Source organism: Anaerosalibacter sp. Marseille-P3206 (genome assembly GCF_900155565.1).
Taxonomy (GTDB): Bacteria; Bacillota; Clostridia; order Tissierellales; family Sporanaerobacteraceae; genus FUHM01.
On sequence record NZ_FUHM01000002.1, the window covers coordinates 2,108,109 to 2,132,307 of the forward strand.

The window sequence follows — 24,199 nt, forward strand, 5'->3', positions numbered from 1 at the left end:
GATGGGTTATCATGAACAAGATATTTTCCAAGATAGGAAGTAGAATAGAAAAAACTCCTTTTAAAACCTTATTTGTAACTATAATAATATTTGCCCTTATGATAGTTGGTGCTATAAAGGTAAACATGGCGACTGGTAGTGAAACTCTAGTCAAGACTAGCAATGAAGCCTATATATCTAATTATGCTATGGAGGAGGAATTTGGTGGAGATGCCATCATGGTACTACTTGAAGGTGAAGAAGAGGATTTATTAAAGTTAGATAATATGAAAAAGATGTGGAATGTGGAAGAAAGACTTAAATATAATGAAGGAATTTTTACTCTTATGAGTCCAGCTAGCATTGTACATCAAATAACAGATAAACAAGGAACAGAAATAAAGAAACAAGTACCAAATATTAGCGATGGACTTGGTGAATTGGGAGATAAACTTACTGAAATAGGCCAAGAATTAGGAAGTAAAGAATTACCAGATCCTCAGGCAGTAGAAGAAAAGCTTGATAATTTAATGAAATCTATGGATCCAAGTAAGCTTATGGATGATATGGCTGGAGAACAAGAAAAAGAATTAAAAGATAAGTTTATGACCATGGGTAATGGGTTGGGAGAGATGGGGCAAAAACTAAGTAATATAGGCAGTGAGTTAGCCGGTAAAGATATACCTAATCCAAAGATGATAGAAGAAAAGTTAGAGGAATTATCAGGAATTTCAAAGGTATTTGATGAACTTAGCAGTGGTCAAGATGATTTAGCAAAAGGTGTAACAGAACTGGGAGGTGGATTGGATACTTCTTCAGCAGGCTTAAAGGAAGTATCAAGACAGCTAGGACAAATGGCAGAAGAGATGAAAGGCAATCCTGAGCTTTATAAAAAACTAAATATGTTTGCAGAAAATATAGATAAAAGCTCTGCAGGTTTATCAATGATGTCAGAGAATACAGGAAAGCTTTCACAGGGTAATGAAAATACTTCTCAGGCACTTAACAATATTGGTCAAAAACTAAAGCAAGAGTTAGAAGAAATGAAAAAAGCTTTATCTGGCGATGGGATATCCTCAGAAGAACTAAAGCAAATGTCAAATGGTTTTATTACTATGGGAGAAAACTTAGGTGATTTAAGTAAGGGCCTCTCTCAAATGGCAGCAGGTGGAAGCATACTTCCAGATAGCTCAAATGTTTTTTCTTCTTTAAAAGGAAACATAGAAAAAGAAGTTTCAGCTATGAAAGACAATCTATCAGGCGGTATTTCACCGGATGAGTTAAAAACAATGTCAGATGGATTTATTACTATGGGTGAAAACCTTAGTAAAATAAGTGGTGGACTTAAGACCTTCCATGAAAAATCTGGAATGATGATTCCATATTTTCCCCACAATCAAAAAGAATTAGAAAATATTTTGTATGAAGATGGAAATTTAAGAGATATATTTTCTGATACCATAATCGATGAAAATCATATGATGATAATGATTAAGTTAAAAGGAAACCTAGAAGATAGTGAGATTGACTCTATTTTTAATGAAGTCTCCCATGCTATGGAAGCAGAAGACTTTGATGTGAACTTCATAGTTTCAGGAAAACCTGTATTGGATTCCTCCCTAAGAACAGAGATGAAATCTAATATGATAATAATGGTTGCTTCAGCAGTAGCTTTGATGCTTATAATACTCAACCTGGTCTTTAGGGTTAGATGGAGGGCCTTAAGTCTTGGAATAATATTTGTATCTGTAATAGCCACATTAGGACTTATGGGACATTTAAATGTTTCCATGACCATGGTTTCCATGGCAGTCTTTCCCATCTTAATTGGGCTAGGTATAGACTATTCTATACAATTTCAAAATAGATATGAAGAAGAGCATTCCGTAAAAACAACCCTTGTACAAATTGGTAAGGCTGTGGGTCTAGCTGTACTAGCTACAGTATTAGGATTTGTATCCCTCTTTGCATCCCCAGTACCTATGATACAAGATTTTGGAAAGATGCTTACAATAGGAGTTACAGTTTCCTTTATAGGAAGTATCTTTTTACTAATGCCAGTTCTTAGTGCTAGGGATACAGTGGCATCAAAGGCTAGGGACTTTAGAATTAAAGACTATGAAAAGGCAGGCCCAATAGATAAGTTTTTAAGATTTACAGTAAACTCAGTTATAAAACTAGCACCTCTAATAATAATAATTGCCATAGGCCTGGCTACCTTCGGGCTTATAGCTGATACGAAGGTAGGTGTAGAAACAGATATAGAAACCTTTATGCCCCAAGATATGGATGCCCTTCATGATATTCACTATATTAGGGATATTGTAGGATCTACAAATCAAATGGTTATATTTATGGAAGACGAAGAACTTCTTACTGAAGACAATCTCAGCTGGATGAGAGACATAAGCAAGCAAGCAAGAGCTGAATTTTCAGATAGGATTGTAGATATCAAATATATAGATAATCTTGTAGAAAACTTCTCTGATATAGAAGAAATAAGCTTTGATGAATATCTGGAGATTATAGATAATGACATACCAGAAAGCCAAAGAAGGATGTTTATTAGCGATGAGAAGGATAAGGCTGTTATTCTTATGAATGTAGAACATATGGCAACAGCAGAGTTACAAGAGTTTGTGGAAGATATGAAGATTATGCTAGAAGATGCCCCTATAAAGACATCAATTACAGGGAAATCTGTTTTAGATGTTGAAATGGTTAAGGGACTAACAGATGGTAGGTTAAGAATGACCATTATAGGTTTGGGATTAGTATTTTTATCCCTGTTAATACTTTATAGATCCTTCTTCAAGGCTCTTGTAGCAGTACTTCCAGTTGTCCTAATAGTAGGTATGTCTGGTGGCATTATGAACCTACTAGGCTTAAAATATACTCCCATAACAGCAACCCTTGGAGCCTTGGTTTTAGGGATGGGAACTGAAATGACTATAATGTTACTTGAAAGGTATTTGGAAGAAAGAAATGAAGGGAAAGATAAAAGAAAGGCTCTCTTTACTACTATAAAGTTTATAGGTAAGGCAACACTAGCATCAGGACTTACCACAGTTGGTGGATTTAGTGTTCTAATGACTTCAAAGTTTGTAATACTTAAGGATTTTGGTCTGATGACAGTAATAAATATATCCTTGGCCCTGATGGCAACCTTTATAATCCTACCAGCCTTGATATGGATTTTGGATAGGTTCATTGTAAGTGACAAGGTGAAGAAAGAAGCATATAAGGAGGTACCACAAGAATAAGGAAAGAAGGGGGAATATATCTTGAAAAAAAGGAAGATAGTTCAAGGGGTTAGCCTAGTATTATTTATAAGTCTAATAATTCTTGGGAAAGTACAAGTTTGGATGGCCATATTTGGTGGTAGTTTACTATTATCAACCTATTTTGGAAGATTTTATTGTGGCTATATTTGTCCCATAAACACTGGTATGGAGATAATAGATGGTAAAGCAAATAAAAAGAAAAGAAAAAGAAAATCTGTTCCAGATCTATTTAAAAAAGCAATTGTTAGGTATGGTATTTTAGCCTTATTTCTAGGAACTATGGTTATAGTTTTCAAAACAGGTAAGAAGTTGCCAGTATTGCCAATCCTATTTTCTTTAGGGCTAATAATAACCTACTTTTACAGGCCAGAATTTTGGCATAGGTATCTTTGTCCCTATGGTAGTTTACTATCTATTTTTTCTAAGTTTAATAAGAAAGCATATAGGGTCTATAATGGTGGTTGTATAAAGTGTGGTAAATGTGTAAGAGTTTGTCCAGCAGATGCTTTTATTTGGGAAGATAAAAAAGACTATCCTCTTATAATAAATAATGAATGTCTTCAATGTGGAAAGTGTGTTGAAGCATGTCCTACTGATTCTATAAAATAGAAATAGATGGAGGAGACGAAGATAATGATATCAGAAAAAATGATTTATGTAATATTTGTAGTAGTAATTAATAAGGACTAAATGGACCAATATTTAAATATAGCAGATAAACTTAAGAGGCATGTTGAAGTAAATAAAGGATTTGTAAGGTCGGAGCGTTTCTCTAGCCTTGTAGATGAAAGGAAACTTTTAAGTCTATCAGTATGGGAAAATGAAGACTATCTGAATGAATGGAGAAATCAAATAGACCATCGACTAAGCCAAAAAGAAGGGCGAGACAATATATTTGAAAGTTACACAACAACGGTTACATCAAAACTTAGATGTTATACAAATAATGATAGGGCAGAAGCCCCAGGTGATTCTAATGATTTCTTGAACAGGTAGATAAAGGAAGAATAGATTATTGGGTGAGATCGTAGGGTATAATACACTTATAAAAATTAAATTGAGGTGTATTAAAAATGTTAGAAAGAATAGATAATTCTTATGAAGTTAATAATAATCATGGGCTTATTAAGATATTAAAATTGTCTCTCCCAATCAATTTTGGCATAGTGATAAGGATAAAAATAAAGCGACAACTTTAAGAAAATATTTCTTAGAGTGGTCGCTTTTTATCTGCCTATTTATATTAAAATTCTTCAAGCTTACTCATCCTATATCTCCATATTGGAAGAGTAATAATTCCCAAAATCATATATTTCAGAAAAAGACCAAGCATATGGTTTTGGGATAAAATAATATCTCCATTGAATATAAAGCCTTTATTGAAAATTTGAATTATAGGGGTCAGAAGTCCTATTGTAAAAGGTAGTGCTATGCCAACACCTATAAATGTAATAATCAAATTAAGTATATTGCTTACCCTAGGGAAAGTATCATTGATAAATAAAATCAAAAGTCCATAGAGAATTATGGCAAGGATTCCAGCTCCAGCATCAAGTAAATATTGAAGTTTTCCCTCTACAAGTTTTGTAGCTATATTGGGATGGAAAAGATATATTGCATAAAATAGAATAACAAAGAAGTCAATTCCAAATGCCATTGTTTTGAAGGAAAGCAAGGTAATATTCTTATAAAGATTTATAAAAAGAACTAATATTATTAAACATATCCCTATAAATAATCCTATCATTATACTGACCCCCTATAGCCTATTTTCTTATTTTACTTTTTCCCATCAATATTTTTAAAGAATTTTCTATCTAGAGATTGGTCTAGGTTAAAATCATATCCTAATTTATTCATTCCATAAAACTTGAAGAGTAAAAGATTAATATTAACTTTCATAACCTGGGCGATTTGATCTAGGTCATAGCCCATTTTCCCATAATCAATAATTTCCTCTTCATCTAGGAGTAAGTGGAAAGCAAAAAGATTAGCTTCATACTCTAGGCTTGATTTAACGTCAAAGAGGGTGAACTCTGACAGTCCTTCCTTGGCTTCCGCTCGATGGTAAAGATCATGGCCTAGCTCATGGGCAAACATCATTCTTTTAAAATTATCATCAATAGAGGGATTGTAGAAAACAAAGCGATTCCTCTTAATAACCACATACATACCTAAAGCATGGGTCTGGCCAGTAAATGGTAGTAGATTGACATTTCTGTTTCTTAAAATCAATTCAGGGTCTCTAGTTTCATGCTTCATAATTAACTTCATGGCATCTTCATAGATTAATCCATACCTGTTTTTCATAATATCTATTCCTTATTTTCATCATCAACTACTCTGAATTTTTTAGGTATAAATTTCTTGTTTTCTTTCTTAGAAATGATGAAAGCTTCTTGGAGAGTTTCTAAGATTACCCTTTTATCATCATCAGTTATATCCCCACCAGCCATTAAACCCACCATACCGTTTACTAAATCAGAAGCATAGTTAGCATCATAAGAACCAAACTTTTCCTTGATAGAAAGGACAAAGGCATCTTCATTACTTAAAAGTTCAAGTTTATCAATTTTTAAAGCTTTTGCCAGATCATCATAAATTCTAGGATACCTAGGATTTGATTCTCCAGACTCATACCTGGAGATGGTCTTAGAAGACACACCAACCATTTTAGCTAGATCATCTTGGGTCAGACCTTGCTCCTCTCTAAGAATCTTTAATTTTTGGCCAAATTTCATTATCTTCACCTTTTCTTTCTATTAAAAATTATTTTCGATTGACAATGGACATTCACTGTCCTATAATAGACATTACATGCTTGAATATAATCCTATTGTACAATAGCGGACAGTCACTGTCAAGGGAGTTTAATGGAAAGAGTTATTTTACATGCAGATATGAATAATTGCTATGCTTCCATTGAGACCAAGCTTAATCCAAAACTAAAAGGCATTCCTCTAGCTGTATGTGGCAGAAGGGAGGACAGGCATGGGATAGTATTAGCTAAATCTCAAGAAGCTAAAGTATTAGGAGTAAAGACTGGAGAGGCTATTTGGGAAGCTCAACTAAAGTGTCCTAATCTTTTAATAGTTCCTCCTAATTATGATGAATACCTAAAGCACTCCAAATGGGCCAGGGATATTTATTATGACTATTCCAACCAGGTAGAGCCTTATGGGATTGATGAGTGTTGGTTAGATGTATCAGGTTCTCTCCATTTATTTGGAAAAGGTAGAGACATAGCTGAAGAGATAAGAAGTCGGATAAAAAAAGAACTAGGAATTACAGTAAGTATAGGGGTAAGCTTTAATAAGATTTTTGCAAAATTAGGTTCTGATATGAAAAAACCAGATGCAGTGACAGAAATAGCTAGGGAAGATTTTAAGGAGAAGATATGGAATTTACCAGTAGAAGAACTTTTAGGAGTAGGTAAGGCTTCTAAGAAAAAGTTAAATAGGCTAATGATTTTCACTATAGGAGACTTGGCTAGGGGAGATCCAGATTTAATCAGGATGAAGCTAGGTATTAATGGAGTTTATTTATGGAACTATGCCAATGGTAGAGATTATAGTTCAGTAACTGATAGGGACTACAGGGCTCCAGTTAAGTCGGTAGGAAGAGGAATAACTACTACAGAAGATTTAGAAAACAACTTAGAAGTTTATAGGGTATTTAGAGAATTATCCTTTGGAGTATCCAAGGCCTTAAGAAGCTATGGATACTTAGCTGGAGGAATTCAAATATCCGTTAAAAATAACAATCTATTATCTAAGCAATATCAAAGACAGATATCCTATCCTAGTCTATCTTCTACTATCTTAGCAGAAGAAGCTTATGACCTCTTCTTAGAAAAGTATAGTTGGGAAAGTCCTATCAGAGCTTTAACTATTAGAGCAATAAATCTAATAGGAGAGAAGAATGGAAGTCAATTAAGCTTCTATGAGGACTATTCAAAACTAATAAAGAGAGAGAAGGTAGATGATGCCTTCTTTAAAATCAGAGAGAGATTTGGTGACTATTCTATTTCTTATGCTGGTCTTATGGGAGATATTAAGATGCCTATGGAGAGAAATGAAGTAGTGACTCTACCAGGTGGAACTAGATAGGAGGGGGGACAAGGTGGATGAAGGAAAATCTAGAGAGAAGAAAAATAAATATAGCCCAGGAAGTTATGAGGATCTTATAGGAATAAAAGGATATAAGGCAAAAGGACAGATTATCTCCTACCTAGCTGATGATAGTAGGGGGATTTTACCACATGGTATAGTCAATGGAAGTATAATTTTTGTAGATACCAAGGCTAGTTATAAAGAGGGAGATTTAATTATAATTAAGGATTTGAGAAATAAGAAGGATGGAGTAAGGATAGCAAAAGCAATTAGTAAAAAAGAAAAGGACTTTATGGGAAGAATATTCCTAGTTACAACAACATATTAAGGAGTTGATAAAAATGCAAGTTAATGCAAAATCCTGGGATATTACGGAATGGGTATTCTGGGACTTTGGTCTAGGACACAGAAGAAACTTTACTTTCGCTAGGAGGAGGGTATATCATGAATTTTAATGGGATGATAAAGGAATACAAATTAGAAAATCTAGATAAAAAGAAGTTAAGGAATGATATTAAACTTCTCCTGAGCTTGTATCGAAAAGTAGATTTCCATATCCAGGACCATATAGAAAATCTAGATAACATATTTTACGAAACAAAAAGAAAACATTTGGATGATATTGTCCTATCTATATTAGAAATAGATAAGGATATTAACATAGAGAAGGTTGAAAGCCAGCTCTTAAATACACAACAAAGCATATTTTTACTTAAGCTTATGGATGATGCTTTATCTAGATTAAGTGCTTATCCAAACAAGGGTGAAATTTATGCAGATATTATTACTTATAAATATTTTGAGAAGAAAATAAGAAGTAATGAGGAAATTTCTGAATTGCTTTTAATTTCAAGATCCACCTATTATAGATATATGAATAAAGCTATACTCATATTTGGAGTCATGCTTTTTGGATATAGTGTTTTCGATAGAAATTATGAAGACTTATCAAATTGTAAGCTAAAAGTAGCAGAAGATAAGATAGATTATAAAATTGAATTATAAAATGAGACTTTTATGGGACTAAAATGGAATAAAACTGGAACCCTTTTGGTACTGTAATGAGACTTTAAGCCTGTTACACTCAATACAATAGGCAACCTCTGTTTGGAAAAATGGAGGTTTTTTTATGCCTAAATATAAGGTTTGAAGAAGACATGTGGCTCTTACACTTGTCTTTTTTTTGCCCTAAATTGAGGTGAAACAGGTGAAATACATTAGAGAACCTCCTCTTTGTGAATTTTAAATTGAAAATTTTAAATTCACAGGAGGAAAGAAAATGAAAAAAGATAAAAAGAATTACTATCTCTTTATAGGGGATAAAAAAGTAGATGTAGCGGAGGAAATTTATAAAGAATATTGGAGTGAGACAAATAGAGAAAATTATCTTAAAAGGCTAGATAGACAGAATAAACTAAGTTATTTCTCAGAACTTGCGATAGAAGAAAAAGATAGAGCCTTTGAGGAGAGAGTTGCAGATAAAACTATTGACATCGAAAAATTAGTAGCAGTAAAAATGCAAATAGAAGCACTTAATAAAGCCTTGAATAAATTAAGCCCAGAAGAAAGGGAAATTATTCAGGCTCTTTTTTTTGATGAAGTTCCCCAAAGAGATTTAGCAAAAAAATTAAATATTAGCCAAGGAGCAGTATTTAGAAGAAAAGAAAAAACCTTAAAGAAATTAAAAATCTTTTTAGAAGATTGGAAAGAAAAATAAAAAGTTTTAAAAAAAGCGAATCAAAGGGGTGGATTTTTCACTGTTATATATAAGGGACAAAATGCAGTCCTTTATATAACAATAAAAATTTATATATTTTGAACTTTGAAAACTAAATAGACCAGGACAAGACTTTATCCATTTATGAAGCCAGTAGAAACTACGCCATGACCATTTTGCTAAGGCCAAGCCTTGGTTTAAATACATACTTGCATAACGCTAAACGCAAAGGATAGAAAAATGTAAGCGATAAATAGTTTGCTACAAGAAATGATTGGCAACCTTTCTTGCAAAGATATAAATGGTGACAATGATACTTCTATACGTTGTTGCTCCCTATCGAGAAAAGGGGAGAGGTGAAATTCCTATGTAGCTGCCAAAGCACTTGTCAATGTCAAAAAACTTACATAAAAAATATTAAAGAAAGAAGAGGTATCAAGATGAAAACTATAAAAAATAAAAATGAGAACTCTTCTTCTGTCAATTATAGATATAAAGAGGAATTATCAAAAGAAAGATATTTAGCTCAAGAACTAGAGGCAATACCTGAAGGTAGAAAGAATCTTTTTATCCAGGTAGGCAATGTTCTTGTTAATTGTTGTATAGGAGAGACAAAGGTTAGTATGGATGATTTTGTTGAAGATTTATGTAAATTAGAATTAAGGATTTAGGGTGCTGACAGATATATATAAGTGCGGTAAGATAAAAATATAAAGTTTCTGAAATCCTTAATAAATTGCACCCAAAATATTTATTAAGGAGAGAAGAGAAATGGAAAGAACTAAAGCTTATATGTATCTTCGTCTATCAAGAGACGATGGTGATGAAGGTGAAAGCAATTCTATTACTAATCAAAGGGAGCTTATTAAAAGTTATGCTGACAAGGCAGGCTTTAAGATTATCAAAGAATTTATTGATGATGGTTATACAGGCTCAAACTTTGACAGACCAGATTTTAAAAGAATGCTTCATGACCTAGAAAAGAAAGACTGTAAAACAATTATTGTTAAAGACCTTTCAAGATTTGGAAGAGATTATATTGAGTCGGGAAAGTTTCTTCAGAAAACTTTTCCTCAAATGGGAGTCAGATTTATATCAGTTAATGATAACTATGATAGTGAAAGTGCTGATGTAAGTGACACACATCTTATTCTTCCTATAAAAAACTTTATTAATGATAGTTATTGCAGAGACATATCTATGAAAGTAAAAAGTTCTCAAAAAACTAAAAGACAAAGAGGAGAATTCATAGGGGCATTTGCACCCTATGGATATAAGAAAAATAAGAAGCAAAAGAACCATCTTATAGTTGACAGAAATGTATCTCATATAATAAGAAAGATATTTGAAATGAAAATTGAAGGCTACTCTTCAAAGGTTATAGCAGATGAGCTTAATAAACTTGGGATCCAAACCCCTGGAACCTATAAGGAAAGCCAAGGTTCTAATTATTCAACAGGTTTTGCCAGTAATAAAAATAAATGGCAAGCAAAGATGATAAATAGGATTATTGAAAATAGGGTTTATATAGGGGTTCTTGAACAAGGAAAACGGACCAAGCTTAATTATAAGTCTAATAAAGAGATTAAGGTCTTAGAAGAGGATTGGATTAAGGTAGAAGGAACTCATGAAGCTATAGTGTCTGAAACTATGTTTAATGTAGCCAATAAGATGATGGGAAGAGATATCCTTAATAGAAAATCAAAACCTGATTTTCTAACAGGTCTTCTTTATTGTGCAGATTGTGGGAATCAACTTATTAGAAGAAGGCAAAAAACAAAGGATGGTTATAAAATCTATTATATCTGTGGTTTATACAATAGAGGAAATGGTTGTTCAAGACACAGTATAAGAGAGGAAGAAATTTTATCATTATTGGATTTTATCCTTAGGCAGCATATAAAATATCAAGAAGAATTGTTTACACGAATAAGAGAAACTGATTTAAGTAAAACAAAATACCAACTGGATTTAGATGATTTAATTGCTGATAAGAAGAAGTATGAAACCCTTAGAAAATCTCTTTACCTTGATTTGGAAGATGGACTAATTGATGAAGATGAATTTCAGTCCTTTAGAAAAAGCTATCAGCTTAAAATTAAGGATATAGAGGGGCAGATGATAAGCAGAAAGAAAGCCTATGAAGAATTAAAAGATATACTTTCCTCTAAGGAAAACTGGCTTACTGATTTGGAGAAGTATAAAAACATTGAAAGTATAGACAGGCAAACCCTCGCTTTATTTGTAGATAGGATATTGGTAGAGGAAAAAGACCAAGAAGGTAGATCTAGAATAGCAGTATTTTTTAATGATATGGAAAAACTAGATATATTAAAGAGAATAATAAGTGGAGTAAAGAAAGGCAATGCTTCAAACCTTATTTCCTTTAACACGATAGCTACTAAGAACTTAACCACTCCAAGAGAGGGGGTAGTTGTTAATGGCTAGAATATCTAGAAGGAATCTTATAAAGACAGAAGAAAAGAAAACTCTTAGTTCATTTAGGGCTGGAATTTATACTAGGCTCTCACAAGAAAGAACAGAGGAATGGAGGAATAAATCATCTTCTATTGAAACCCAAATTGAAATCTGTCAGGAATATGCCAACAGTGAAAATATGAATTTAGTCAAGGTTTATACAGACTATGAGTATTCTGGAACAAATTTTGACAGGCCTGGATATATTGAAATGATGGATGATGTGAGAAGTGGTCTTATAAATTGTATTATAATAAGAGACCTATCACGACTTGGTAGAGAGCATCTTGAAATGGGCAGACTTGTAGACAAGGTATTTCCCTTTTTAGGAGTAAGATTTATTTCTGTAGTAGATAAGATCGATACAGAAAGAGGTATTGATGCAAAATTATCCTTTGAAATGCTAATAAAGAACCTTATAAATTACATGTATGCAAAAGATATTGGTTATAAGGTTAAAACAAGCAAAAGGCTAAATGCCAAGCAAGGATTCTTTATAGGTTCAACTCCACCATTTGGTTATAAGGTAGTAGAAAAAGATGGTGGAAGAAAACTTGAGCCTGATGAAGTAAGCAAAAAGATAATAGAGAGAATATTTACTAGATATGTAGCTGGTGAAAATACATTTAAAATTGCTAAAGAGCTTAACGAAGATAATATTTCTACATCAAGTGCCTATAATAAAACAGGTAATATTATGCGTGAACCTGGAGAGCCACAATGGAGGAAAGGTACAATAGCAAATATGCTTAGGCAAAGAGTTTATACAGGATGTCTTGTTCAAGGAACTAAGGAAAATGTCCAAGGTAAAAAGTCTGGCCATTATAGGCAAAAGCCTAAAGATGAATGGATAGTTGTAGAAGATACTCATGAAGCTATAATTACAAAGGATCTATTTATAGCAGCTCAGGAGATACTGGATAATAATAAGGGAAAAGATCATTTTAAAATAACAAGACATGATCTTAAAAGAGAGCCAATTAATAAATATAAAGGCCTAATATTTGATGGCAATACTAAGCTTATTTTAAAAAGAAATTGTATAAAAAGTAGAAAGAAGAATGCTAAGTTCTACTATTATAAATTTACAAATGAAGAAAACAATGGGGTTATACTAGAAACACCCTATATTTCTATCATGGAAGAGGATTTAGATAGATTAGTTATAAATAAACTAAGGAATGTATTGAGTATTGATGCAAGTGGAGCAGATTGTAAAGATAGAATAATTGATATAAGCAAGATGAATATTGAGGTAGTAGAAAAACATCGGATATCCCTTTCGCTTAAGATTTCTAAGCTTAATTCGGAATTAAAAAAGTTATATGAAGCCTATAGTTTAGGAAAGCTTGAAAAGGAAGAATACCTAGAAGAAAGGATATTAAATAGAAATAGATTAAACGCCTATGAAAAAGAATTAAGTAATCTTGATTTAGAAATTCTATCTATAGAGGCTAAGACTGAAGAAGAGTTAGAGCTATTTGATTATTTAACTTCCTATAAGGATATTAAACTGGATGAAGAAATTATCCCTAAATACATTAACCGTATTGATGTATATGATAATGAAACTATAAAAATTAGTTTAAAGGGCTATCTGGCTGGGAAGGAGATGAAATCAAATGAATAACATTGCTATTTATATGAGGATTTCTTTTTCTGAAAGAGATAGACAAAAACAAACAGAAGAAACTATAAATTCTCAAAGAAATATAATTAAGCATTTCATCTTTAATGACCAAGAACTAAAAAAAGCAAATATAGAAGAATTTGTTGATGAAGGCTATAGTGTAAGTACTACTTCAAGACCAGGACTTGATATGCTCCTTAAAAAAGTAAGGGGACAAGAGATTAACTGTATTATAGTAAAAGACATGTCACGATTTATGAGAAATTATATTGAAATAGGGGACTATCTTGAAAACATCTTTCCTTTTATGGGAGTTAGATTTATAGCAATAAATGATGGCTATGATAGTGATAAGGAAGGCCATAATGGTACAGAGCTAGATATTCAATTTAAAAATCTTCTTAATGATTATTATAGTAGAGATATTTCAGAAAAGATGACTACTGCCCTTTACACAGCTAGAAAGCAGGGGAAATATACCACAGGAACACCGCCATATGGATATCTAAAAGATCCTAAAAATAAGTACAAGCTTATCATTGATGAATCGGTTTCAGATAATGTCAGATATATATTCCAGCTTATCCTTGAAGGATATACTTTAAATGAAACTGCGAAAATCCTTAATGATGAAGGTGTTATTACTGCTAGAGCAAGAAGAAACCAGATTAAAGGCTATGACTCATATTCTAATAGGTGGTTTTCTACTGTAGAGCAAACAATATGGTCTCATAGTATGGTTAGAAGGATTTTAAAAAATGAAGTATATACTGGAACAATGGTCTTTAATAAGACAAGCAAAAGTAAGCTTGATGGTGGTAGTGTTACTTATCATCCTAAGGAAGAATGGGAAAAGATTTACAATAACCATGAAGCCATTATAAGCAAAGAAACCTTTGATAGGGTAAGTGAACTACTAAAATCAAGGCATAAAAATAAATTCTATGGTGGAAAGAGCAAATATAAAAACAGTCCTATTGCTCCCTTTGTAAGATGCAACAAGTGCGGTTATAAAATAAGATTTCTTAAAAGTTCCAATGGAAAAGAGTTAATAGGTATAAATCTCTACTGTTATTATTGCAGGATGCTAGACCAGGAAGAAAAGTTGCCTCATTATAAGGATTTAGAAGAGGATGTCTTTAAAATTCTTAAAGATAGGTTTCACACAGATAAGGCAGAAAAAGAAAGACTCCTAAAGGAACAGAAAAAACTCTATGATAAGAATGATGAACTTTTAAAGAAGAAAAGAATAGAATTTGAAAATTATAAGTTTGGTAAGATTTCAAGAGAAGCTTTTATAGGCTTAAAAGATCAATTAGAAGAATCCACTGAAGAGAATAATAAACGTATAAAAGTTATTGATAAGGAACTGAAAGAAAGTGGAAGTATAGAAAGTCTTACTGAAGATGTAGTAGCTAAATATATTAAAACAATATACATTTCAGGTAAAGGAATAGAAAAAATAGAATATTGTTAGTAGAATAGAAGGAGATCAATTAATCGTGGTCTCCTTTTACTATAAAGTTTTTTAGGAAAAATAGCATCATTCGCTTGACACGATAGGGAACGGGAAAGACCTACGTATATCTTAGGACTATAATGGAATTAAACAAAAAGTATGGGTTTAAAAAATTTATAATAGTAGTACCTTCTATTGCTATTAAAGAAGGTGTTTATAAATCTCTTCAAATGACTGAGGATGATTTTAGGATGCTTTATAAAAATGAGCCTTATGAATATTTTGAATATAATTCTGACGATTTAGAAGAGGTTAGAAATTTTGCCACAAGCAATAATATACAAATAATGATTATTAATATTCAGGCTTTTAATAAGAATTTTACTAAAAAAGGCTTGGGTAATATTATTCATAGAAACAATGATAAGTTAAGTGGTAATAAACCTATTGAGCTTATAGGGGAGACTAATCCAATTGTTATAGTAGATGAACCTCAATCTGTAATAAGTACTACTAATGCAAAGAAGGCAGTTAAATCATTAAATCCTCTATGTCTTTTAAGATATTCTGCTACTCATAGAGAAAAGATAAATTTAATGTATAAATTAGATGCTATTGATGCTTACGAAAGAAAATTAGTTAAACAGATAGAAGTAGCAAGTATTACAAGTGAAGACGATCACAATACTCCTTATATTAAACTTCTTAGTGTAGACAATAAGAAAAGCCCTATTACTGCCAAAGTAGAAATAGATGCAATGGAAAATGGGAAATTAAAGAGAAAGTCTATAACTGTAAGGCAAAATGATGATTTATTTAGATTATCAGGGGGAAGGGATCTCTATAGTGGCTATATAATCAACGATATATATTGTGAAGAAGGAAATGAATATATAGATTTTACTAGTCAAGAAGATATAATTCCATTGGGACAAAATATAGGTGGAATAGATGATGATATTATTAAAAGGGCTCAAATAAGAATGACCATTGAAGAACATTTAGAAAAGGAACTTAGGCTAAATAAAGAAGGTGTAAAGGTATTAAGTTTATTCTTTATAGATAAGGTAGATAATTATAGGATTTATAATGAAGATGGAAGTATAGGAAATGGGAAATATGCACAATGGTTTGAGGAAGAATATAGAAGACTTTTAGATAAACCTAAATATCAAAAATTATTAAATGGTGAAGATATAGATAGGCATATTAAAGATTCTCATAATGGATATTTTGCAAAAGACAATCAGGGAAGGATAAAGGATTCAAAAACCGGAAGCTCAAAAGATGATGAAGATACTTATAATTTAATTATGAAAGATAAGGAAAAACTATTAAGTTTCGATTCTAAACTTAGATTTATATTTTCTCACTCAGCTTTAAAGGAAGGATGGGACAATCCTAATGTATTTCAAATCTGCACATTAAATGAAACTAAATCTACTACTAAAAAAAGACAAGAGATTGGGAGAGGTCTTAGACTTTCTGTTAAACAAGATGGTACAAGAACTGAAGGTTTTGATATAAATACATTAACTATAATGGCTAATGAATCCTATGAAGATTTTGCAAAGAGTCTACAAAAAGAGTATGAAGATGATGCAGGAATTAGATTTGGATTTATTGAAAAACACAGTTTTGCAAATATAAAAGTTGAAAAATATGGAGAAACAAAGTATATCGGAGAGGAAAGATCTAAGAAGATATTTGAAAATCTTTTAGAAAATAAATATATAGAAAAGGATGGCAAGGTTACTAGAAAACTTCAAGTAGCAATGAAGGAGAATTTATTTGAAGTAGACAAGGAGTTTAAAGATATAGAAGAGGATATTAAAATTCTCCTTGAAAAGATGGTTTCAGGTGTTAAAATTAAAGATCGTAATGATAAGAGAATAGTTAAACCTAAGAAGGAAGTTATATTATCTCCAGAGTTTCAAGAGCTATGGGATAATATAAAATACAAGACTAATTATTCTGTTAGTGTGGATTCTGAAAAACTTATTAAGGAATGTGCTATTGATATAAAGAAAAATGTAAAAATAGATAGAGCAAAGATCTTGTATGAAAAGGGAAAATCTGATATTAGTGAAGCTGGAGTTATAATGAGAGAAGATAGTAGAAAATTGGAAGTCATAGATTCTAATTATGATAGATTGCCGGATATGCTTACTATTCTTCAAAATCAGACTGATTTAACAAGAAAAACTATTGCTAGAATTTTAGATAGATCAGGAACATTGAAAGATTTTAAAATAAATCCTCAAAAGTATATTGAAGAAGTTGCTAGTATTATAAATAGAAAAAAGAGATTACTTTTAGTTGATGGTATTAAATATACTAGGATTGGTGATGAAGCTTATAGTTGTCAGGAACTATTTTTGAATAAAGAGCTTACAGGTTATCTATCAAAAAATCTATATGAAGCTAGAAAATCTACCCATGAGTATGTAGTATATGATTCTGATAGAGAAAGAACTTTTGCTGAAAGTTTTGATTCTAACAATATTATAAAATTATATACAAAACTTCCATCTGAATTTAAAATAAAAACCCCATTAGGATCATATAATCCAGATTGGGCTATTTTAGTTGAAGAAGAAGGAAATGAAAAGTTATATTTTGTTGTAGAAACAAAGGGAAGTGTAAAATCCGAAGATTTAAGGGATGTAGAAGAAAGAAAGATTATTTGTGGAAGAGAACATTTTAAAGCTTTAAATACAGATGTGGAGTTTGAAGCATATGATGATAGTAATAAATTATTAGATGATATGCATATTAAGTTAAATAGATAAGAAATATTTTAACGAATGCATTCAAGGAGAATATATTGGCATTTAAATCCGTTGGATAAATGTAGTTGAGATTAACAAATTGATGTAAATATGTATGGTAAGAGTAATCATTTTCAATAAAATTTGATATAATATAAATAAAAGAAAGGAGGTTTCCATATGGCCGAAACAAATAAAATTAAAGTTAAAAAAGAGATATATGAATGGGCAATTAAAGAATCTCAAAAAGATTTTGAAGAAATTAATCTTAGATTCAATAATATTAAAAAGTGGTTAAATCAAGAGGACTTCCCAACTTTTAGACAACTGGAAAAATTAGCAAACTTTTTAAAAGTTCCTTTGGGCTATATGTTTTTAGATAGACCTCCAAAATCTGATATTATAGAAAGCGAATATAGAACTATTGGAAACAAGAAACCATATATAAGTAAGAATTTAAAAGATACCATATATGATATGAGTAGAAAGCAGGATTGGATAAGTGAATATAGAAAAGATAATGGTTGGGATAAAATAATTTTAGATAATTATAATGAACTAGATGTAGATGCTACTTTAGAAATTGCAAATAAGGCAAAAGAATTCTTAAATCTAAAGGAGTTTTGGTATAGAGATTTTAAAGTTAGCAGAATTGCTTATAATTTCTTAAGAGAAAGGCTTGAACTAAAAGGGATTATTGTGATGCAGAATGGGATAGTAGGTTCTAATACCCATAGAAAACTAGATATAGATGAATTTAGAGGATTTATGTTATATGATGAATATGCACCTTTAATATTTATTAATGCAAATGATAGCATAACTGGAAAGATATTTACGTTAGTGCATGAATTTATTCATATACTGTTTGAGAAAGATGATATTTTGGAAAATAAAGATTTACCTAGAGATGTAAAATTAGAGTCTCAAATTAATAAAATTACTGTTGAGTTACTTATGCCTGAATCTCATATTAGGGAATATTGGAATAAAGAAGATAAAAACTTAAATCAAATAGAAGGGCTCAGTAAGCTATTCAATGTGAGCAGACTAGCATTAGCTATAAGACTTTATAATCTTAAATTAATAAATCAATCTTTAGTTCAAAAGGTGAGTGAAGTAACCAAGGGGGATTTAGAAAAAAAAGAAAGTAATTCCAGTGGTGGAGACTATTGGGTTACTTATAAATCTCGATATAGTAATAACTTTGTTGAAACTGTGATTCAAGGTGCAGAATCTGGTGAGATAAGTTATAACTACGCCTTTAATTTGTTGGATGTAAGGGCAAAAAATTATGATATTTTAAAAGAGGAAATAATTAGATATGAATAATAATTATTTAATAGATTCAAATATTTTTATTACTGCTCATAGACTATTATATCCCTTTGATATTGCACCAGGATTTTGGGGACAGCTAATAGAGAAAGCATCTGAAAAAATGATTATTATAGAAAAGGTTAATAACGAAATAGTAAGGGGTGGAGATCAATTAACCGAATGGTGTATAGAAAACAAGGACAAGTTCAATGTTTTAACTATACCAGAGACCCCAGTGATAGAAGCTTATAGTAAAATAATTAGTAGCATAAATGATAGTGAACATTATAAGTTATCAGCTAAAGAGGAATTTGCCTCAGTTGCTGATTCTTGGCTATGCGCTTATGGCTTAGCTTATGATTATACTATAGTTACAAATGAAAAATATTCAGCCAATTCAAAGAAAAAGATATTTATTCCAAATGTCTGTGATGAATTTAATATTAATTATATTGACTTATTACAATTTATGAGAGAAACTGAATTTAGATTATAGATAGTATTTAAATATAGAAGTATCAATAAAGTCGAGTGAGTTTATTAAACAAAACCCTGATAATAGCTAAAAACCTGTTATCAGGGTTGTTATTATATTGTTTATATTTTAAATAACTCATTATAACTATGACCAAAGGCATTTTCATTTTATAAAAAGTGAATTTATGATTAATTTTAATGTTTTAAGGCAATACTTATGTTATAATACATTAAAAGGGGGGATAATATGCAATATATGAATAAACTATTTTATAATTTAGGAAGTATAACAAACAGAGAGGCTAAATTAAAAGAAAGATTAAAATATGATTCTATTGTACTTCCAGGACTTCAAATCAAACCTATTAATCAAAGCAAAATATATGACCTTTACTATATCCCTACAATGAAAACTATAGATTTAATAAGTAGTATTTCAAAAGATGATATTATTTTAATGCAACTATATGATAATTTACCAAAACTAGCTCAAAGGAATTTTCTAATAGATATGTTAAGTTCGGAACTTCATAGTACTAATTTACTTGAAGGTGTAAGAAGTAGTAAAGAAGAAATAGTTTTTACGGCAAAAGAGGTACTAGAGCCAAAAGAAGAGAATAAAGAAAATTTTAGATTCTTTAATGTTATAAAATCATATAGAGAACTTCAAATAGGTAATCTTAAAAGACCTAAAGGTATAAAAGATATTAGAAAAATATATGATGAAATTACAGTTGACGGTGTAGAAGAAGAAAACCTTCCTGATGGTAAGTACTTTAGGAGTGAAGCTACTTATGTATATACTTCAGGTTTAAAGGAAATACATCGTGGAATTACCTCAGCATCTGGAACGGAAGAATATATTATATTTATAATGAATAAACTATTATATTTTTTAAATAGTGATACTAAATGTAATGAATTAGTTAAAAATGCAATATTCCACTATTATTTTGGATATATACATCCTTTTTATGATGGAAATGGTAGAACAGCTAGATTCATAAGTAGCATATATCTTAAAGAAAACTACTCATGGCTTACAGCTTTATCATTATCCCAAGGGTCAAATGATAATAGAAGCCTGTATTTAAAAGCTTTTGATTCCACTAATCAAGTTTCTATGCAAGGAGAATTAAATTTTTTTGTAGATTCTTTTTTAGAAGTATTAAATAATGGACAGAATATCTTAAAAGAAAATTTGCAAAACAAGACAATCTTACTAGAAGAGTCCTTTAATAAAATAGAAAATGATTCAAATATCAAAGAAGATAGGGATTTAATAGATATTATGAAAGTAGCTATTGAAATGTATTTATTTGGCCCACATAATGATTATATAGATGTTGAATTATTACAAAAACAAGAAAATCTTAATTATACTAATCAAACTATAAGAAAGAAACTAAATCGATTATATGAGAATAAACTATTAAATAAAATAAGTAAAAATCCAGTACGATATACTTTAAATCCTGATTATTTAGAATTCTAATTTCAAACAATAGTACGCAACCAACAGCGTGGAGTGATAAAAAGGTCTTGAAGCTTTTCATAAAAATGTTTCAAGACTTTTTCAATATTATTTAACCATTGACTTCATATACTACATAGTGTAAAACTAAATCAGGGATTAGGAGGTTGTGATATGGAGATTTTTAAGAATTTTAACTCATCTTGGCATTATAAAATACTCATTTTAGTCCTAATATTAGTTTCTGGATTTCTTGTAGCTTGCAATATTATGCCTAATGAAGTAATAGGAGGGAATGACTCTTTTATAGTATATATTAAGGAAGATGGATTATATTTTTCTTCTTTAAATAATGGAGAAGAGACTAAAATTCACGAAGGAAAGGAATTTAGTTATCCTGTTATTTCAAAGTCAGGGGATTATATTGCCTATATTAATAATGATGGTCTTTATATATATGATATAAAAAATGAAAAGTATGAAAAAATAGCAGATAAAATGGATTCCACTTATAATTCTTATGACTGGATAGGTGATAAAACTATAGTTTATGCTACTAAGGACCCGGGTTTTAAAACATACAATGTATTAACTAAAGAAAGGAAAGAGCATTTAGACCAATGCTATTATGATGATTTTAAAGCTTCTAATAAGAATATTGTTTATGGTAGAAAAATGAGCAAATGGACTACAGAAGAAGGGGATTTTGCTGCTAATGTTGGTATTATAGAGATAAATCTAAATGAGTATGATTCAAAAAACAAGACATTTTCAACAAATATAATAATTGAAGGTCAAAAATCCACTGATGAATCTCTAGGATATAATCCTAGCATATGGGATATAACAGAGGATGGAAAGTACATTTATATTATGGAAAAATCCAACTCAGCTTCATTAAGTACAGATGGAATAGGTATAGGAGTGTATGATGCTGAGACTAAAATTCATACAAAATTCGAGAAATTAACAGTATTACCTTATAAAGATAATTTGTCTATAAATCCAAAAGACAATAATTTAATCGGCCTAATTGAAGGTGGTAATAGGGAAATGATTTTAAATAAAAAAGCTGTTTTGTATGATATAAGTAGTGATAAAACATCTAATACTATGTATTTTATGGATAAGGATTTAGTTGCTATGACTCCAAGTTTTACTTTAGATGGGGATAAATTATTGTATTCAGCAACTGAAGGTGTAGATATTGCTAGAGATTTTATTGATTACAATAAAGCTTTTGAAGATTGGGAAGTTGGGCCTCACCATATCTACGAATATGATTTAAAAACTTCTCAGGTGAAAAATGTAACAGAAGGAGATTATTTTGATTTTATGCCTATAAGTATATCTAAAGATGAAATATTATTCAGTAGATATAAAGGGAATGGATTTTTTAGTTTGATAAAATTGGTCAATGGAAAAGAGGATATAATAGCAGATAATATTATATTTGACTATCATAATGAAGGTAGGGCTTTTGGGTTTTATGGACATATAGGAACAGAAAAAGCTATGGATATATATTTAAATATGAGGGATGAAGACTTTGAAAATGCAGAAAATCAATATACAAATAATATTAAAAAGGTTGAGGTGATATTTAATGAGGATAATCCTCATTTCAATGGTGTAAAGCCTATATCCATTACAGATAAAAAGATGTTAAATGATATCATAAATATGCTGAAAGATAGTAAGCCAATTCAGGATGATGAAAAAATGGGTAAAATGAGTGGTATGTCCTATAAAGATATATTGGGCTTACAATAATGAATTATCGAAAAGCATAGGTTTAGATTTCAGTAATTATTTAGGCAATACAGTAGAGGCAGAAATTTATAGACTAAGAGAACCACTTCCTGAATATATGAAGCCTAGAATTAATGCAAGAGGTATTGTAATAAAAAAGGATGAAAAGATTATTGGAGCCTATATAGATGCTGGAAGGCATGAGTCCTTTGCGTGTTCTCTTGATAGGAAGAGTTTAGAAGATATAACAAACAAAGATTGGAATGAGTGGATTCAAGATTATATTGATTATAATGATAAACTTGAAAAAGAATTAGCAAAACTTAGCCCTGAAGAGATTATAAAGACATACTTTAAAGCTTTAGATTCCCATGATGTAAAAATAGCAAAGGTATGTCTTTCCAGAACACAGTCAAATGTAGGTGGAGATTTATCTGCTAATATGAGCAATAGAGAACTTTATAATAAGAAGGATTATGATTATATAGATAATATTTTAACTTTAGACTTAGAAAATACTCTTAACGAAACTTTTGTAGATAAAGTTGATTAAATCTCATATATGGATAAAAACTTACTTATTTACAGCAGTTAAATAATATTGAAAAAACATTTAACCAGAATAAAATAACTTTATTTTCATATTGTAAAATGTGCTACATTGTGTTACGATATATGTATGAAAGGAGAGGTTTTTATGAGTACTATTACCGTTAGGTTAAATAGGGATGAAGCTAAAGCTTTCAATGAATATGCTAAATTTAAAAATGTTCCCTTATCTACTTTGATGAAAGAAGCCCTGGAAGAAAAAATTGAAGATGAAATTGATTTAAAAGCAATCCTTGATTATGAAGAAAGGCTTAAAAATAATGAAGTTGAGTATATTTCTTTTGATGATGTAAAGAAAAAACTGGAAATGTAATATGAAATATAAAATTCTATTTGATAAAAATGCAGATAAACAACTAAAAAAAATAGATAAAACTCAACAAAGAATCATAGTTAATTGGATAATCAAGAATTTAGAAAATACTAATGATCCAAGAGTTTTTGGAAAAGCTTTGAAGGGTAATTTAAAAGATTACTGGAGATATAGGGTCGGAGATTATAGAATAATCGCTGAAATTAACGATGCTGAAGTTAAAATATTAATAATTGAGATAGGTCATAGAAAAGATATTTATAAAAAGCTCTAAGTTTAGGGCTTTTTATTTCTCTTTCTATCTTTTTTAAAAATAAATATGGTAATTAAAAAAGGTAATATTAATTAATTAAAGGATATAAAGTATTTACAGCAGTTTTCATATTAATTGTATTATTAATGATTCTTTATTTGAAATACATATCTTCCTTACAAGAAGAGATATTTAATTCAGGTGATGTCTTTTACATGATTTATATGTTTTTTATGATGGGAATATTTTTGGCATTTCCAATTGTAACTTCTTCATATTTTAAAAAAAGCAATTATATAAAACAACAGATTATTTCTTCAAAAGTTTCAAAAAAGTCTACTTTGTTAAATGATACATTTGATAAAAATGTTTTAAGGCTTTTTCAATATTATTTAACCATTGACTTCATATACTACATAGTGTAAAACTAAATTAGTTTTACATATCTTAAAGAAGATGGATTATATTTTTCTTCTTTAAATAATGGAGAAGAGACTAAAATTCACGAAGGAAAAGAATTTAGCTATCCTGTTATTTCAAAATCTGGAGATTATATAGCCTATATTAAAGA

At 30.3% G+C, this 24,199-nt stretch carries 23 protein-coding genes and 1 pseudogene; 21 read left to right on the forward strand and 3 right to left on the reverse strand.

The annotated features are described in order from the left end of the window. The first annotated feature begins 11 nt into the window (after positions 1 to 11). From BQ9840_RS11505 to BQ9840_RS11515, 3 genes are all read left to right on the forward strand, one after another. Complete coding sequence (locus BQ9840_RS11505; RefSeq protein WP_077369908.1) at positions 12 to 3,242, forward strand: hydrophobe/amphiphile efflux-3 (HAE3) family transporter; 3,231 nt, start codon at positions 12 to 14, stop codon at positions 3,240 to 3,242. 21 nt (positions 3,243 to 3,263) lie between these two features. Further along, positions 3,264 to 3,872 (forward strand): 4Fe-4S binding protein, encoded by a 609-nt coding sequence (locus BQ9840_RS11510; protein WP_077369909.1) that lies wholly within the window; start codon positions 3,264 to 3,266, stop codon positions 3,870 to 3,872. Positions 3,873 to 3,953: 81 nt separating this feature from the next. Further along, a complete protein-coding gene (locus BQ9840_RS11515) occupies positions 3,954 to 4,259 on the forward strand; it encodes an antibiotic biosynthesis monooxygenase family protein (protein WP_097677487.1) in 306 nt (101 codons plus the stop codon). 247 nt (positions 4,260 to 4,506) lie between these two features. On the opposite strand, the gene BQ9840_RS11520 is transcribed toward BQ9840_RS11515, so the two are convergent. From BQ9840_RS11520 to BQ9840_RS11530, 3 genes are read right to left on the reverse strand one after another with little or no spacing between them, the layout of a single operon-like run. Further along, positions 4,507 to 5,010 (reverse strand): hypothetical protein, encoded by a 504-nt coding sequence (locus BQ9840_RS11520; protein ID WP_077369910.1) that lies wholly within the window; start codon positions 5,008 to 5,010, stop codon positions 4,507 to 4,509. A 32-nt stretch (positions 5,011 to 5,042) separates the two neighbouring features. Next, entirely contained in the window at positions 5,043 to 5,573 is a 531-nt protein-coding gene (locus BQ9840_RS11525; protein WP_077369911.1) for an ImmA/IrrE family metallo-endopeptidase, read from the reverse strand. A 5-nt stretch (positions 5,574 to 5,578) separates the two neighbouring features. Next, positions 5,579 to 6,004 (reverse strand): helix-turn-helix domain-containing protein, encoded by a 426-nt coding sequence (locus BQ9840_RS11530; RefSeq protein ID WP_077369912.1) that lies wholly within the window; start codon positions 6,002 to 6,004, stop codon positions 5,579 to 5,581. Between the two features lie 132 nt (positions 6,005 to 6,136). Here BQ9840_RS11530 and BQ9840_RS11535 point away from each other — a divergent pair, with 132 nt between their 5' ends. The 18 genes and pseudogenes from BQ9840_RS11535 to BQ9840_RS11615 all read left to right on the forward strand — a co-directional run bounded on the left by BQ9840_RS11535 (position 6,137) and on the right by BQ9840_RS11615 (position 24,053). Further along, positions 6,137 to 7,372, forward strand: a complete 1,236-nt coding sequence (locus tag BQ9840_RS11535; RefSeq protein ID WP_077369913.1) for a DNA polymerase Y family protein — start codon at positions 6,137 to 6,139, stop codon at positions 7,370 to 7,372. Positions 7,373 to 7,385: 13 nt separating this feature from the next. Next, positions 7,386 to 7,703, forward strand: coding sequence for a hypothetical protein (locus BQ9840_RS11540; RefSeq protein WP_077369914.1), 318 nt, complete (start codon positions 7,386 to 7,388; stop codon positions 7,701 to 7,703). 116 nt (positions 7,704 to 7,819) lie between these two features. After that, the gene (locus BQ9840_RS11545) at positions 7,820 to 8,380 is read left to right on the forward strand and encodes a hypothetical protein (protein WP_077369915.1); all 561 of its coding nucleotides are present in this window, start codon (positions 7,820 to 7,822) and stop codon (positions 8,378 to 8,380) included. A gap of 274 nt (positions 8,381 to 8,654) precedes the next feature. After that, positions 8,655 to 9,092 (forward strand): sigma-70 family RNA polymerase sigma factor, encoded by a 438-nt coding sequence (locus BQ9840_RS11550; RefSeq protein WP_077369916.1) that lies wholly within the window; start codon positions 8,655 to 8,657, stop codon positions 9,090 to 9,092. A 440-nt stretch (positions 9,093 to 9,532) separates the two neighbouring features. Next, complete coding sequence (locus BQ9840_RS11555) at positions 9,533 to 9,763, forward strand: hypothetical protein (protein WP_077369917.1); 231 nt, start codon at positions 9,533 to 9,535, stop codon at positions 9,761 to 9,763. 100 nt (positions 9,764 to 9,863) lie between these two features. Continuing rightward, complete coding sequence (locus BQ9840_RS11560) at positions 9,864 to 11,540, forward strand: recombinase family protein (RefSeq protein WP_077369918.1); 1,677 nt, start codon at positions 9,864 to 9,866, stop codon at positions 11,538 to 11,540. After that, entirely contained in the window at positions 11,533 to 13,200 is a 1,668-nt protein-coding gene (locus tag BQ9840_RS11565; protein ID WP_077369919.1) for a recombinase family protein, read from the forward strand. Before BQ9840_RS11560 ends, BQ9840_RS11565 begins: the two co-directional genes overlap by 8 nt. Then, the gene (locus BQ9840_RS11570) at positions 13,193 to 14,677 is read left to right on the forward strand and encodes a recombinase family protein (protein WP_077369920.1); all 1,485 of its coding nucleotides are present in this window, start codon (positions 13,193 to 13,195) and stop codon (positions 14,675 to 14,677) included. Before BQ9840_RS11565 ends, BQ9840_RS11570 begins: the two co-directional genes overlap by 8 nt. Before the next feature lie 98 nt (positions 14,678 to 14,775). After that, positions 14,776 to 15,225: pseudogene (locus tag BQ9840_RS12995) on the forward strand (DEAD/DEAH box helicase family protein); the annotation flags it as partial. A gap of 1,596 nt (positions 15,226 to 16,821) precedes the next feature. Then, on the forward strand, positions 16,822 to 17,451 hold the full coding sequence (locus tag BQ9840_RS13000) for a restriction endonuclease (protein WP_255371050.1): 630 nt from the start codon (positions 16,822 to 16,824) through the stop codon (positions 17,449 to 17,451). Between the two features lie 159 nt (positions 17,452 to 17,610). After that, a complete protein-coding gene (locus tag BQ9840_RS11580) occupies positions 17,611 to 18,762 on the forward strand; it encodes an ImmA/IrrE family metallo-endopeptidase (protein ID WP_077369922.1) in 1,152 nt (383 codons plus the stop codon). Next, positions 18,755 to 19,246, forward strand: a complete 492-nt coding sequence (locus BQ9840_RS11585) for a DUF4411 family protein (protein ID WP_077369923.1) — start codon at positions 18,755 to 18,757, stop codon at positions 19,244 to 19,246. Before BQ9840_RS11580 ends, BQ9840_RS11585 begins: the two co-directional genes overlap by 8 nt. Positions 19,247 to 19,474: 228 nt before the next feature. Beyond that, positions 19,475 to 20,722, forward strand: a complete 1,248-nt coding sequence (locus tag BQ9840_RS11590) for a Fic family protein (RefSeq protein ID WP_077369924.1) — start codon at positions 19,475 to 19,477, stop codon at positions 20,720 to 20,722. A gap of 153 nt (positions 20,723 to 20,875) precedes the next feature. After that, complete coding sequence (locus tag BQ9840_RS11595; RefSeq protein ID WP_077369925.1) at positions 20,876 to 22,474, forward strand: hypothetical protein; 1,599 nt, start codon at positions 20,876 to 20,878, stop codon at positions 22,472 to 22,474. Continuing rightward, the gene (locus BQ9840_RS11600) at positions 22,437 to 23,006 is read left to right on the forward strand and encodes a DUF4830 domain-containing protein (RefSeq protein WP_077369926.1); all 570 of its coding nucleotides are present in this window, start codon (positions 22,437 to 22,439) and stop codon (positions 23,004 to 23,006) included. Before BQ9840_RS11595 ends, BQ9840_RS11600 begins: the two co-directional genes overlap by 38 nt. Positions 23,007 to 23,150: 144 nt before the next feature. Beyond that, positions 23,151 to 23,375, forward strand: a complete 225-nt coding sequence (gene relB, locus BQ9840_RS11605; protein WP_077369927.1) for a type II toxin-antitoxin system RelB family antitoxin — start codon at positions 23,151 to 23,153, stop codon at positions 23,373 to 23,375. 1 nt (position 23,376) lies between these two features. Continuing rightward, positions 23,377 to 23,649 carry a type II toxin-antitoxin system RelE family toxin gene (locus tag BQ9840_RS11610; protein ID WP_077369928.1) on the forward strand — a complete coding sequence of 91 codons (273 nt, stop codon included), beginning with the start codon at positions 23,377 to 23,379 and terminating at the stop codon, positions 23,647 to 23,649. A 212-nt stretch (positions 23,650 to 23,861) separates the two neighbouring features. Further along, positions 23,862 to 24,053: a hypothetical protein gene (locus tag BQ9840_RS11615; RefSeq protein ID WP_159436171.1), complete on the forward strand. Its 192-nt coding sequence runs from the start codon at positions 23,862 to 23,864 to the stop codon at positions 24,051 to 24,053. Positions 24,054 to 24,199: the final 146 nt, after the last annotated feature.